Source organism: Amycolatopsis sp. NPDC054798, assembly GCF_053611505.1.
In genome coordinates, this window is sequence record NZ_JBSHAM010000094.1 from 18,004 (window position 1) to 30,447 (window position 12,444).

The window sequence follows — 12,444 nt, forward strand, 5'->3', positions numbered from 1 at the left end:
CGGGTGGAAGAGCGAGACACCCGCACGCGGCGCCGGACCGCTCCGACCAAGGGTGACCTGCGCGAACGCGCTATTCTCGACGCGGCGGAGCGGCAGCTGGAGTCCGCGGGCGCGGACGGCATGACTGTGGCGACGATCGCGCGGGAAGCCGGGATCACCCGGGGTGCGCTCTACTTCTACTTCGGTTCCAAGAACGAGGCGCTCGCCGCGTTGGTCGAGCGAACGGTGACCACGCTGCGCGCCGAGGTTGACGCGGTGGACGCGGCCGCCGCCGCTCCCGGTGACGCGGTTCGGCAGGGGCTCGAGCAGACCGCACGGATGTGGCGCGAGCACGGCACGGTGATGCGCACGGCGGTGGAGCTTTCGCCGTCGGTTCCGGCGATCGACCAGGCGTGGCGTTCCGCGGTGGTCGCGCTCACGGACACCATGCGCGGTGTCGCCGAGCGCGCCGGAATGCCGCCCGGAACCGCCGCGGAGGTTGTTGCTGCCCTGGTCTGGATGACTGAACGCGTCTTCTATCAGGCGTTTATCGCTGGCAGCTCACTGGACGACGCGGCGGCGACGCTGTCTCGGGTGTGGCTGGCGGCGCTCGGCATCACGGCCTAGTCAAGCGCGGCCGGGCAAGCGGCGTCTGCGTGACCGGGTTGCGAGACCGGCCGAGGTCGTGCCCGCGCGGACCAGGCGGGGGCGACATTGGGGCAACCATGGCTCCGCACGGAACTTCGGAGCAACGTCATTCGGTGCTTCACGTCTTTGGGGGTAGAGATTCGCCAAAGGCACCGAAACCGGGGAGAGCACAATGGGATTCACCGCGATGAAGTCGATGAAGCTGGTCATGGTCGGCGGGGCGGTCGCCGCGACCGCATTGCTTTCCGCGTGCGGCGGAAACAATGTCGACGGAAATGGTTCCGCGGCGAAGAGCATTTCCGACGCGGCGGCGGTCAAGCAGGCCCCGCAGGGCGGTTCGGCCGGTGCGGCGGGCACCGCGGCCACGTCGAACGGTGATGTCAACTGCAGCAAGCACGGCGGGCAGGTTGGTCCGGCGGGCGGCAAGCAAATGGATCTGATCGCGGTGCAGAGCGCCAATGGCAGCATTCCCGGCTGCACCGAAGCATTCAATGTGATGACGAAGTACTACGAATTGGCGCCGACCCAGGGCGAAGGTCCCGGTCACCGCGTGCTCGGCATTGAAGGGCACTGGGATTGCGCGTTGGGCGCGGAAGAAGAATTCACCCAGGGCGTCGTGAACTGCGGCAAGGACGGCGGTTCCGAGTTCATGATCAAGACCGCGCCGACCGGGGGCAACGGCCAGCCCGCCGCCCCGACGCGCCGCTTCCCGAACACGACGCAGACCGTGCAGTTCACCGGGTTCGACCGTTCGGTCAACATGGCCCAGTTCCAGCTGATCACCTGGAAGAAGGGCGGCCCGGACGACGGCCAGTTCGTTCCCGGCGACGCCAAGACCTACCGCCTCCCGGTCAGCAAGACCGCCCAGGTGTTCGGCGCGGCCGAGCTGTGCCCGGGCGGCGACGTCGCCCTCGACCCGCAGGGCCGCGGCACGAACCCGTGCACGGAGCAGGCCCTGATGGAGGCGCTGACCGGCCCGAACCCGCTGCACGCCGAAATCCACGTCGACAAGAACGACAACATCGACGTCGTCAAGGAGCTTTACCGCCCCTGAGCGGACAACTGACCGGCGGCCGGGGTACTTGCACCTCGGCCGCCGGTTCGCGTTACGCGCCGAGTTTGCGTTGTCCCGCGTCGTAACTGCGCAACGCAGCGCCCACAGCCGCGGCGACGGTGATCTCGTAGACCTCGTCTTCCTGGTATTTCGTGGCCAGTTCGGCGAAATCGGCGTCAGTGAGCCGGTAGGACGCGTCGCGGACCTTCGCCGCGAACGGCTGCAACGGTGCGGGCAGGCCGTCTCCGCTCGCCGCTGCGTCGCGAAGTGCTTGGTCGGTCACCGCGGGCGCGGTGAACACCGAATACCGCAGGTTCTCCACTGGATCCTCGTGCTTTCCCTCCGGACCACCGGCGAGCAGGAAGCCAGGGAAGCGGTACCCGAATTTGTGCAGGGCGCGGGTTCCGCTCTCCAATTGCCCTTCGCGGAGCACGAAACCGAACGCGTTCGCGAGCCGGTTCACGACGTTCCACACCAGATTCACCCGCAGTGCTTCGCGAATCGCCGCTGGCGGCAGGTCCGGCAGCACGATCTGGTCCGGGTTCAGCGTGACGGTCTCCAGGAACGCCCGGATGGTGCGCACTTCGGGCCGCGCCGAGTCGGGATGCGCCGGGTCGATCTCGCCGTGCCCGGCGATCCGGGTCAGCTCCGCGTGCGAGTCGACGCAGAACGGGCATTCGTGCAGCAACGCCGTTGACATGGCGAGGAATTCGCGTTCCCCGGCGGTCCAGTACGACGGGCCGCGCATCGCCGGAGCGGTGAGATCCAGCAACGGCCGGGCGAGAAAACCGGGACGGTACAACAGCATCTTCACCATGTCCGGCGGCTGTTTGGACGTGACAGACATGAACAACCTGGCCCGCAGGCGATGCCCGTTGTCGAGAATGGACAGTCTCATCAGGACTCCAAGGTGGCTAAGCGGCCTGCGAGAAATCGCCGGTCGGCTGGGTTGGCGGCGAGTTCGTGCGCGCGCCGGTACGCCGCCATCGCGTCGGCGGTCCGGCCGAGACGGCGCAGGAGATCGGCGCGCGCGGCGTGCATCAGGTGGTATCGGTCCAGTCCGGCGATGCCGTCAATGAGCGCCAGGCCCTCCGCCGGGCTCGTGGCCATGGCGACCGCGACGGCGTGGTTCAACGCGATCACCGGCGACGGATTCGTTTCGTACAACCGGTTGTACAGTCCCGCGATCGCCGCCCAGTCGGTGTCCGCCGCGGAGCGGGCCTGAGCGTGCTGGACGGCGATGGCGGCCTGCAGCTGATACGGGCCAGGCGTCTCGAAGCGCAACGCACGGTCCAGCAGGCCGATCGCTTCAGCGATTTCGCTGTAATCCCAACGGCTTCGGTCCTGGTCTTCGAGCAGCACGACGTCACCCTCCGGCGTGTAGCGGGCGGCGGTGCGCGAATCGTGCAGGAGCAGCAGCGAAACCAGGCCGAGTGCTTCCGGTTCGTCTGGCATGAGCGTCGCGACCAGTTTCGCCAGCCGGATCGCTTCCTGACGCAGCTCCGGGTGTTCCGGTGCGGTGTAGCCCTGGGTGAAGATCAAGTACAGCACCGCCAAGACCCCGGACAGCCGCTCGGGAAGCAGGTGATCGGCTGGGACCGTGAGGCTGATCCCGGCGTCGCGGATCTTGCGTTTGGCCCGCACCAGCCGTTGCGCCAGCGTCGCCTCGCTGACCAGGAACGTCCGCGCGATCTGTCCGGCAGTAAGCCCAGCCACCGCCTGCAGCGTCAACGCGACGCGCGCTTCCTCGGCGAGCGCGGGATGACAGCAGGTGAAGACGAGGCTGAGCCGTTCGTCGCCGATCGCGAGCAGGAGTTCTTCGGACGGCTCCATCGCGGCCTCCGGCTGTTCCGCGAGCTGAGCGAGCTTCTCCTGGCCGCGGCGGGCGCGTCGGAGCCGGTCGATCGCACTGTTGCGGGCGGCGGTCAGCAGCCACGCCACGGGGTCGTCCGGCGGTTCGCCGCCCCAGTTGCGCAGGGCGAGCGCGCAAGCGTCCTGCAGTGCGTCCTCGGCGAGTTCGAAGTCGCCGAGGACGCGGACCAGCGCCGCGAGCATCCGGGCCCGGTGCTCGCGGTAGACGTCCCGCAGCAGCGGCGACGTCATGCCTGGCGGGACAGCCCGGGCACCCCGGCGACCGGGCGCACCTCGACGGTGCCGACCGCGGCCATCGGGCACAGCGCGGCGAGTTCGAGTGCTTCGTCGAGATCGCGGCAGTCGAGGACGTAAACGCCGCCGAGATGCTCGTGGGTCTCCAGGAACGGCCCGTCGGTGATCAGCGTCTTCCCCTCGCGGACGCTGACCGTGGTCGCGGTGTGCTCGCCCTGCAGGGGATGCGCCGAGACGAACGCCCCGCGCCGGCGGCATTCGTCGGCGAACGCGTTCACCCTGGCCAGCGCGTCCGGGAAGGCCGGGTCGCCGGGTTCGGGACGGTCGCAGTTGTAGATCACCAGCAGGTACAGCATGTGTCCTCCGAGGGCCGGTCCGGCGTCGTCGCAATGGAAGACGAACTTCTCGACCGTAACTCGACAGCGCTGGCCGGGCTTCTCGGAAAAAAACGGAGAACGGCGGGCCCGGGGGAGCCCGCCGTTCTCGTTAGGAGGGGGTCAGCCCTTCTGCCACAACGCTGGCGCGTTCGGCGGTTCCCAGCCCTGCTGGGCGGTGTGGCCCTGAAGGCACACATAGCCGACCCCGTTGAACGTGACGCGCGTGCCCGCGGTGTACGCCTTGCCCGCGGACCAGGACGTCCCGCCGGGCTGGCCGGTCGGCGACGTCGGCTGGGTGCTCGGCCCGCCGGTCGGCGTCTGCTGGACGCTGAGCACGAAGTCGAACGCGGCCTCCTTGGCGTTGTTCGGGGCGTCGCGGACGGTCATGAGCAGCCGCGGGTCGAAAATCGTGTCGGTGTTGTTCCGCGGCTCTCCCGGGAAGTACAGCTGGGTCGTCAGGATCGGCTCCCCGGGGGCCTGCACCTTGACGTGGATGTGCCGCGTCCGGCCGGGGTAGAGGCCGGGCACGATCGTGGTCAGCTTGAACTCGCCGAGGTCGTTCGTGTACTGGTGGCCGCGGAAGGTGTAGCCGACGTTGTCGTAGGCTCCGTTGACGTCCGCCTGCCAGAAGTCCAGCAGCGCGCGGCTGATCGGCTGGCAGGACAGCCCGAAAACGTACCCGCTCACGGTGAGCCGCTGGCCCGGGGTGTTGCTGTCGACGAGCACGCTGCGCTCGGGCGAATTCGGCTTGAAGTACGGGCCTTCGGTCTGGTCGATGGTCGGTTCGTCGCCGTCGTGGCAGTACGGGGTCGGCTCGACCTTCTGGCCGCCGGCGAAATTCGTGCGGGCCAGGGCGGGACCGCCGACGAGTGCGACCGGCGCGGCGACTCCGGCGGCCAGCGCGGCCTTGAGCACTGCCTTGCGGCTGAACTTCCTGTCTTCGTCCATGCCTGCTCCTCGGTGGGGGCTCGGGATTCCCCTCGAACGGTAGGGAGGAGATCAGCCCGCAGCGATGGACGGAGTCATGCAGTCGTGGTGAATCTTCGGGGCGGTGTCGCCGGTGCGGCGGAATCCGCCGGGGCTCAACCCGGTTTCGCGCCGAAAGAACCGACAAAAGTAGGCGGGATCGGCGAATCCGACCCGGCTCGCCACCTGCCGCACGGAGAGGTTCGTCCGCAGCAGGAACCGTTTCGCCTCTTGGGTTCGCGCCTCGCGCACCAATTCCGCCGCGGTACGTCCGGTTGCCGCCTTGACGGCCTCGGTGAGGTAGCCGGGAGTGACGCCGAGCCGTTCGGCGTGCGCGCGCACCGACCACAGCCCCAGCTCGGATTTTTCGGCCTGCTGGGCGAATTCCGCCGCTACCGCACGGGCGCGGGCCGGCGCCGGAGCGGGCGGAATGCCGGGAAGCCGTCCGGCGCGCACGATCAGCACGTGCAGCAGCGCGCGCAGCACGGATTCGCCGTCCTCGCCGCCGCGGCGGAATTCCTCCTCGAGTTCGGCGATCAGCCGCGCGGTCCGGTCGTGCTCGGTCCGGTCGAGTTGCAGCCAGGGCCGTTCGCGCAGCCTGCGCAGGGTTTCGCGGTCGGCCGGATGGTCGAAGAGGAAGTCGTCGGTGAACAGCACGACCGATCCGGTGAGCCCGCTCGCCTCCCAGTAATGCACCTGGCCGGGGGTGACGACGCCGAGATGCGGCGGGCTCAGCTCCCACCGGGTCAGGTCGACCACGTGCGCGCCGGTGCCGCCGGTGACGAGCACGATTTCGTAGAAAGTGTGCCGATGCGGGAATTCCGCTCTCGACAACGGGCCCACCGCGTCGAAAGAGCCGACCGCGAACGGCACCGCGTCCGGCGCGGGCACCTCAAGCCGGTGCAGCGGAAGTTCACCGGTTTTGACCGGTCGGCAGCACATTCCCGGGGGCACCGTCGTCCCTCGCATCAGTCCGTCCTTTTCGCCGGGTTCGGAACGAAAAGTCTAGACCAATTTCGAGGCGGATACCTCCGACGGAAGTATCAGTAACTCGGTGGAGTGACGCTCACGAGGAACCGGGCGGTGGTCCGGCCGTCGTTGCGGAAGCGGTGCGGGATCGTCGAATCGAAGTGGCAGCTGTCGCCGGTTTTGAGCACGTGCGTCTGCTCGCCGACCTGGACGGTGAGCCGCCCGGCGATCACCACCACGCATTCCTCGGACGGATGCGAACGCAGTTCGTCGGACGAGGCGCCGCCGGGTTCGAGCACGCCTTCGAGCACCTCGAGCTTCGCGCCGCCCGGCGACGCGCGGGTGTAAGTGATCGCCTGGTGCGGCGAGGAGATCCGGTATCGGTCGTCGTGCCGGATCACCGCGACGGTTTCCTCGTCCGGCTCCTGGAACAGGCTGAACAGCGGGATGTCGAGCACCTCGGCGATCCGCCGCATGGTTTCCAGGCTGGGGTCGGTGACGCCCCGCTCGACCTGGCTGATCAGCCCGGTCGACACCCCCGCCTGGTCGGCGAGCTGGCGCACGGTCAGCCCGCGCAGGGTGCGGAACTCGCGGATCCTCGTCACGGTCACCAGATCATTATCGTCAAACGGCGCTCCGGCGCAGGTCACCGGCCTCCGAGGTACCCGCTGAGCGGTCTCCGGTCCCGACGTCGATCGCGGTTTCCGACGGCGGCCGGGTCACCAGGCTGACCGCCACCGTCACGATCAGGTTGACGACGAGCGCGGGCAGGCCGACCACGGTTCCGGGCGGCATCGTGTGCGCGACGAGCGAGCCGAGCGCGGGTACGCCGACGATCAACCCGCCGCACAGCGCGCCCGCCGCGAGTCCCGGCGCGGTGACCCGGCGCCACAGCATGGAGAGGAACAGCGCCGGAGCCAGCTGTCCGACGGCGCTGTACACGTTCGTCATGATGCTCAACAGTTTTTCGTTGCTGTGCGCGACAAGAAGTACGGAAAGCGCGGTGAAAACGAGAACGCCCACGCGCATCGCAGTCAACGACGAGGCCCATTTCTTCGACCGGGCCCCGAGCACATTGCGGGTGAACAGGCTGCTGGCCGCGAGCACAAGCACCGCGGTCGGCACGAGTGCGACGAGAATGCCCGCGCCGCCGAGCAGTCCGATGACCCACTCCGGGTACTTCTCGCGCACGAAAATCAGCAGCGACGCGTTCGCCTGCTTGTCTGTCAGCTTCGGCAGCGCGAGCACCGCGGCCAGCGCGATCATCACGATCAGGACGTAGAACAGCGAATACAGCGGCTGGATCACCTGATTGCGGCGGATCGTCGCGACGTCCTTCGCGCTGTAGGACACCTGGAACATGTGCGGCAGCGCGAACGAACCCAGCGGCGTGAGCAGCAGGAAACTCATCCACCACCAGGTGTTCGTGGCGGTCGAGCCGTGCAGCCCGGGCAGCGTCGCGCCGCTCGGATGCGCTTGTTTCATCGCGTCGAAAACGCCAAGCGGTCCGTTGACCCCTGCCGCGTCCGCCGCCCCGATCGCGACCACGAGCAGGATCGCGATCAGCAGCACGTCCTTGACGATCGCGGTGAACGCGGCGCTGCGCATCCCGCCGACCAGCACGAACCCGGCGACCAGCGCTCCGCCGGCGACGACGTAGGCCAGCGACGGGACCTCGCTGCCGAACAGGCTCGCCAGGATCAGGCTCAGCCCGGTCAGCTGGACCTGGGCGTACAGCAGCAGCGCGAGGATGCCGAAAACGGCGACCAGCCCGCCGAACCAGCGGGCTTCGAAGCGGGTGGTGAAGTAGTCGGCCATGGTGACCAGGCCGTGCTGCTTGCCCGCGCGCCAGATCTTGGGCACCACCCAGTAGCCGATCGCCGCGGTCAGCACGACCGTGCCGAGGACGTAGAACCCGGGCGCGCCGTTGCTGAAGACGCCTTGGGAGGCACCGAGCAGCGCGAACGTGGTGAACGTTTCGCCGACCAGCAGGAACCAGAACAGCCAGGTGCCGAACCGGCGTCCGCCGACCGACCATTCCTGCAGGTTCATCGTCCGGCCGCGCGCGGCGGCGACGGTGCCCCAGACGATCGAGCCCACGGCGATGAGGAGAGCGAGTGCGAGTGCCATCGCGTTACACCCGGTCCAGATCGCCGCGGCGGCGATCGATCGCGTAGACGAGACCGATCGCGCCCGAGCCGATCAGCACGCCCGCGGTCATCCACACCAGCAGGAAAGGGATCGAGCCGAAGACGTAGCCGATCCGGTTGACCAGGGGGATCGCCGCGACGCACCACACGAACGGGACGACGAGCAGAAGCCAATGCCAGCGGCGGCGTTTGCCCGGGGACGGTCGGGACATGATTGCTCCTCAGCTACCCACGTCTCTGTGTTCAGCCTGGATGAATGTGCATCAGTGTGAGCGATAGCTTGTGTCGCGTCAATGACGACAATCGGCGCGACGCGACAGAGGCTTGCGCAGTGGAGGTACTCAATGTTCACTGTGGCTGACGGCAGCTCTCGCGGAGGTGACTCGTGGATCCCGACCGGTTCCGTGCCCAGTTCCCCAGTCTGGCCGACACCACGCACCTGGCTTCGTGCAGCCAGGGCGCGATGTCCGTCCAGGTCGCCGCGGCGTTGGGGGAGCTGGCGTATTCGCTGCGCGACCTGGGTGCGCCGTGGGGGCCGTGGATGGCCGAAGTCGAACGGTTGCGTGCTGCCGCAGCGGGTTTCCTCAACGCGACACCGGACGAGATCGCGCTCGTGCCGTCGGCGTCGCACGCGGCTTTCCAGGCGGTCAACGCGGTCGATTTCGACGACGGCGGCGTGATTGTGTCGATGGAGTCGGAATTCCCGAGTGTCGGGCAGGTGCTGCACGCTCAGCGTCCGGCGAGCGAGCAGATGCGGTGGGTCAGCCAGGATTCCATGCGGTCGCTCGGCGTCATCGATGCTTATCGCGCGCAGATCGACGAGTCGACTCGGCTGGTGTCGATCCCGTTTGCCTTGTACACCAACGGCTCCTTGCAGCCGGTGAACGAGATCGCCAAACACGCGCGGGCCGTCGGAGCCCGGGTGCTGGTCGACGCTTACCAGGCGGTGGGCGTGGTCCCGGTCGACGTCCGGCAGCTCGACTGCGACTACCTCGTCACCGGAACCCTCAAATACCTGCTCGGCCTGCCCGGAATCGCGATCCTGTTCGCCCGCTCCGGCGTCGAGGACCACCAGCCGCCGCGCATGACAGGCTGGTTCGGCCGCGTCGACCCGTTCGACTTCGACCCCGCACTCCTCGACGTCCCGGCCAGCGCCCGGCGCTTCGAATCCGGAACGCCAGGGATCCCCGCCGCCTACGCCGCCCGGGCGGGCATCGAGGTACTCGGCCAGCTCGATGCCGCGGCCGGATGGGCGCACGTCGAACGCCTGGTCGCGGAAACGACCGAACGGCTCGCCGACGCTGGCGAGACCCTGAACGGACCCGCCCCGGACGCTCGTCCCGGACCGCAGGTCGCGCTGGTCGACGCCGATCCCGTTGCACTGGCGGACTTCCTGGCCACACGCCGGATCGTCACCGCCCCACGCGGGTCTAACCTCCGGATCTCCTTCCACTGCTACAACACCACCGCGGATATCGATCGCCTGTGCGCGGCGATCGCCGAATACCGGAGGCAGGCATGATCCTCACAGCCGCGCGGCTGCTGACCGACGCGTCCGCACCGCTGATTCAGGACGCCGCCGTCGCTGTCGCAGATGGCGCGATTACCTATGCCGGGCCAAGGAATTCCGCCCCGGACGGGGACGTGACCGATCTCGGTGACGTCACCCTGATGCCCGGGTTGATCGACTGCCACGTGCACCTCTGCCAGGACCCGGGTTCCGCCGAGGTCACCCTGGAAATGTCCGCCGATCACGACGCGCTGAGCCGCCGGATGATCGTCAACGCGCAGCGGCTGCTGGATGCTGGCGTCACCACTGCACGTGACCTGGGCTCGCCCGGCACTCTGGGCACCCGGGTGCGGGATTTGCTCGCCGCCGCACCGGAAGCCACGCCGCGAATGCTGGCCGCGAACGCGCCCATCACCGTCACCGGTGGCCACGCCGCGTCGATGGGCGGCATCGCGGACGGGGTCGAAGAGGTCCGCGCGATGGTCAAACAGCACGCCGAGGACGGTGTCGACCTGATCAAAGTCATGACCACCGGCGGTTTCATGACCCCTGGCAGCCATCCGTCCGAAGCGCGCTACACCGTGGACGAACTGACCGCTCTGGTGTCTGAAGCGCACGCCTGCTCACTGCCGGTGACGACGCACGCGTTGGGCGTCGAAGGCATCGAGCGGGCGGTACTCGCCGGTGTCGACTGCATCGAGCATTGCGGCTGGGTGACGCGTACTGGTACCGAATTCGACCCCCGGATCGCCGAGATGATTGTCGCGCGCGGGATCGCCGTCAGCCCGACCATGAACACCGCTTGCACCGCAGCGGATTACATGTGCCCGTGGGACGAACGCGAGGCTGTGGTCGGCAACCTGCGCGCTTTGATTTCCTTGGGTGCTGTCATCGTTGCTGGTACGGATGCTGGAATCCCGTTGGTGCATTTCGAGCGCTACGCCGATTGCTTGGACACCTTTGCTGAGGCCGGAATGTCGCCCCGGCAGGCAATCGCCAGCGCTACTTCGGTTGCCGCGCGGGTGTGCGGCTTGGCGGAGGTGACCGGTCGGTTGGCCCCGGGCCTCCGGGCGGACGTCATCGCCGTGGACGGGGATCCGACGGAGTCTTTGGAGTCCTTGCACAGTCCTCGTTTCGTCATGGCCGACGGGCTTTGCCATGAAATCCGCAGCAACGATCTGGGGACCGGCGACGCTGCTGCCAGGGAGCGGATCCGCCGGGACCTCGAACAGGGAGCCGGGCGCTGACCGTCCGCTGTCTGGGAGTGGCCTCAACGACCAGCGCGGGCTGCCGCATCGGCGACCGGTCGCGGCGCACGCGACGTCACGCCTGCGTGAAGACCCGACCGTCTCGTGATTGACTGGCCGGCATGGCCGTCCTTCCGCATCCGGGTGTTCGAGGTCCGCAGTGACCTCTGAACCGGCTGCGGCCACCCGTCCGCGCAATCGCAAGCAGCTCATCGTCGAAGCGGCGGGCCGGGCCTTCAGCGAACGCGGGTACCACGCGGCGTCCATGGAGGAGATCGCCGCCGCCGTCGGGATCACCGCGGCGGCGCTGTACCGGCACTTTCCGAACAAGTACGCCCTGTTCACCGAGTGCGCGAACGTGATGGCCGACCGGCTGGTCGCCGTCCTCGACGCGGTGCCGCCGGACGCGTCCGCGGCCGACGTCCTCCGCCCGCTGGCCCGGGTCACGGTCGCCCACCGCGAGTCCGGCGGCCTGTACCGCTGGGAGGCCCGTTACCTCGACCGAGCGGACCGTCGCGTCCTGAGCGCGAAATTCGCCCAGGTCGTCGCGCGCGTGACGGAGCTGGTGCCGCCGTCGCCGGACGCGGACCTCCGAGCCGTCGCCGCGCTCGGCGCGATCGGCTCGATCACCATGCATCGCACGTCGATCGCCCAGCACCGCGCCGAGAACTTGCTGACCGAAGCCGCCCTGCGCGTCGCCACCTCGACGACCACCCCGCCCGCGCCCGCCGTCGAACTCCCCGCTCAGCCAGTCCCGCGAACCCGCCGCGCGCAAATCCTCGCCGCCGCGGTGCCGTTGTTCGAGCGCGACGGATTCGCCACGGTCACGAACGCCCGGATCGCCGAGGCGGTGGGGTTGGTGCCGTCCGCGCTCTACCGGCATTTCCCCAACAAAGCCGAGATCCTGGCGGCCGCCTGCCTGCAAGCCGCGGGACTCCTGTCGCAAGCCGTGGAACAAAACCTCCACGGCACCACCGGCGCGGAAGCCTTGCCCGTACTGGCCGCCACTTACGCGGCCTACAGCTTCGAACACACCGCACTGACCAACGTCGCCGCCGCCGAACTAGGCGGTCTCCCGGCCGCGTTGCAACGTCCGCTGAATCTCGCGCAACGCGAGCACATCGCCGTATGGGAACAGCAACTTCGCCTGGCCCGCCCGGACCTGGACCCGCACCAAGCCCGCGTGCTGGTGCACGCGGGCTTCGGCGCGGTAGTCGAAACCGGCCGGCGGCTGCGGTGGGAGGACACTCCCGGCCACCGCGCCGCCGTCACCGCTTTCCTGCTGAGCGCTCTGGGACTTTAAGCACCCGGCCGATTCGCCGCGGGGAGCGTCGACAGCCGAGACGTGCGGGGGGGGGAGCCAGTGGGGAAAAGATTACACACAGGGTCACCACACCGGCCCCAACGGAAGCGAGGCCCAAAAATCACAAGGCCCAGT

General features: G+C 68.5%; 13 protein-coding genes. 5 read left to right on the top strand and 8 right to left on the bottom strand.

Going from position 1 to position 12,444, the window contains the following annotated elements:
• Positions 1-3: 3 nt before the first annotated feature.
• Together ACWGIC_RS36960 and ACWGIC_RS36965 are read left to right on the top strand one after the other, a co-directional pair.
• Positions 4-606: a TetR/AcrR family transcriptional regulator gene (locus ACWGIC_RS36960; protein WP_452080585.1), complete on the top strand. Its 603-nt coding sequence runs from the start codon at positions 4-6 to the stop codon at positions 604-606.
• Positions 607-799: 193 nt separating this feature from the next.
• The gene (locus ACWGIC_RS36965; RefSeq protein WP_452080586.1) at positions 800-1,681 is read left to right on the top strand and encodes a hypothetical protein; all 882 of its coding nucleotides are present in this window, start codon (positions 800-802) and stop codon (positions 1,679-1,681) included.
• A gap of 52 nt (positions 1,682-1,733) precedes the next feature.
• Here ACWGIC_RS36965 and ACWGIC_RS36970 read toward each other — a convergent pair whose 3' ends face one another.
• The 8 genes from ACWGIC_RS36970 to ACWGIC_RS37005 form a co-directional block, all read right to left on the bottom strand.
• A complete protein-coding gene (locus tag ACWGIC_RS36970) occupies positions 1,734-2,579 on the bottom strand; it encodes a hypothetical protein (RefSeq protein WP_452080587.1) in 846 nt (281 codons plus the stop codon).
• Positions 2,579-3,784, bottom strand: a complete 1,206-nt coding sequence (locus ACWGIC_RS36975) for an RNA polymerase sigma factor (protein ID WP_452080588.1) — start codon at positions 3,782-3,784, stop codon at positions 2,579-2,581. The genes ACWGIC_RS36970 and ACWGIC_RS36975 overlap by 1 nt, the downstream gene beginning before the upstream one ends.
• Positions 3,781-4,143, bottom strand: a complete 363-nt coding sequence (locus ACWGIC_RS36980; protein ID WP_452080589.1) for a YciI family protein — start codon at positions 4,141-4,143, stop codon at positions 3,781-3,783. Before ACWGIC_RS36980 ends, ACWGIC_RS36975 begins: the two co-directional genes overlap by 4 nt.
• A gap of 141 nt (positions 4,144-4,284) precedes the next feature.
• Positions 4,285-5,112 carry a dioxygenase family protein gene (locus tag ACWGIC_RS36985; RefSeq protein ID WP_452080590.1) on the bottom strand — a complete coding sequence of 276 codons (828 nt, stop codon included), beginning with the start codon at positions 5,110-5,112 and terminating at the stop codon, positions 4,285-4,287.
• A 51-nt stretch (positions 5,113-5,163) separates the two neighbouring features.
• Positions 5,164-6,099 (bottom strand): AraC family transcriptional regulator, encoded by a 936-nt coding sequence (locus ACWGIC_RS36990; RefSeq protein WP_452080591.1) that lies wholly within the window; start codon positions 6,097-6,099, stop codon positions 5,164-5,166.
• A gap of 74 nt (positions 6,100-6,173) precedes the next feature.
• A complete protein-coding gene (locus ACWGIC_RS36995; RefSeq protein WP_452080592.1) occupies positions 6,174-6,710 on the bottom strand; it encodes a helix-turn-helix domain-containing protein in 537 nt (178 codons plus the stop codon).
• Between the two features lie 13 nt (positions 6,711-6,723).
• A complete protein-coding gene (locus ACWGIC_RS37000) occupies positions 6,724-8,229 on the bottom strand; it encodes a sodium:solute symporter family protein (protein ID WP_452080593.1) in 1,506 nt (501 codons plus the stop codon).
• A gap of 4 nt (positions 8,230-8,233) precedes the next feature.
• Positions 8,234-8,461, bottom strand: a complete 228-nt coding sequence (locus tag ACWGIC_RS37005) for a DUF3311 domain-containing protein (RefSeq protein ID WP_452080594.1) — start codon at positions 8,459-8,461, stop codon at positions 8,234-8,236.
• A 173-nt stretch (positions 8,462-8,634) separates the two neighbouring features.
• Between ACWGIC_RS37005 and ACWGIC_RS37010 the strand changes: the two genes are divergently transcribed.
• The 3 genes from ACWGIC_RS37010 to ACWGIC_RS37020 all read left to right on the top strand — a co-directional run bounded on the left by ACWGIC_RS37010 (position 8,635) and on the right by ACWGIC_RS37020 (position 12,309).
• On the top strand, positions 8,635-9,771 hold the full coding sequence (locus ACWGIC_RS37010; RefSeq protein WP_452080595.1) for an aminotransferase class V-fold PLP-dependent enzyme: 1,137 nt from the start codon (positions 8,635-8,637) through the stop codon (positions 9,769-9,771).
• Positions 9,768-11,006, top strand: coding sequence for a metal-dependent hydrolase family protein (locus ACWGIC_RS37015; protein WP_452080596.1), 1,239 nt, complete (start codon positions 9,768-9,770; stop codon positions 11,004-11,006). Before ACWGIC_RS37010 ends, ACWGIC_RS37015 begins: the two co-directional genes overlap by 4 nt.
• Positions 11,007-11,166: 160 nt before the next feature.
• Positions 11,167-12,309, top strand: a complete 1,143-nt coding sequence (locus tag ACWGIC_RS37020; RefSeq protein ID WP_452080597.1) for a TetR/AcrR family transcriptional regulator — start codon at positions 11,167-11,169, stop codon at positions 12,307-12,309.
• Positions 12,310-12,444: the final 135 nt, after the last annotated feature.

What these genes read in the sequence shown, in the direction of transcription:
- ACWGIC_RS36975 (WP_452080588.1), bottom strand. Translation starts at nt 3,784, where the DNA reads ATGACGTCGCCGCTGCTGCGGGACGTCTACCGCGAGCACCGGGCCCGG.
- ACWGIC_RS36990 (WP_452080591.1), bottom strand. Translation starts at nt 6,099, where the DNA reads ATGCGAGGGACGACGGTGCCCCCGGGAATGTGCTGCCGACCGGTCAAA.
- ACWGIC_RS36980 (WP_452080589.1), bottom strand. Translation starts at nt 4,143, where the DNA reads ATGCTGTACCTGCTGGTGATCTACAACTGCGACCGTCCCGAACCCGGC.
- ACWGIC_RS36970 (WP_452080587.1), bottom strand. Translation starts at nt 2,579, where the DNA reads ATGAGACTGTCCATTCTCGACAACGGGCATCGCCTGCGGGCCAGGTTG.
- ACWGIC_RS36965 (WP_452080586.1), top strand. Translation starts at nt 800, where the DNA reads ATGGGATTCACCGCGATGAAGTCGATGAAGCTGGTCATGGTCGGCGGG.
- ACWGIC_RS37015 (WP_452080596.1), top strand. Translation starts at nt 9,768, where the DNA reads ATGATCCTCACAGCCGCGCGGCTGCTGACCGACGCGTCCGCACCGCTG.
- ACWGIC_RS37000 (WP_452080593.1), bottom strand. Translation starts at nt 8,229, where the DNA reads ATGGCACTCGCACTCGCTCTCCTCATCGCCGTGGGCTCGATCGTCTGG.
- ACWGIC_RS37005 (WP_452080594.1), bottom strand. Translation starts at nt 8,461, where the DNA reads ATGTCCCGACCGTCCCCGGGCAAACGCCGCCGCTGGCATTGGCTTCTG.
- ACWGIC_RS36985 (WP_452080590.1), bottom strand. Translation starts at nt 5,112, where the DNA reads ATGGACGAAGACAGGAAGTTCAGCCGCAAGGCAGTGCTCAAGGCCGCG.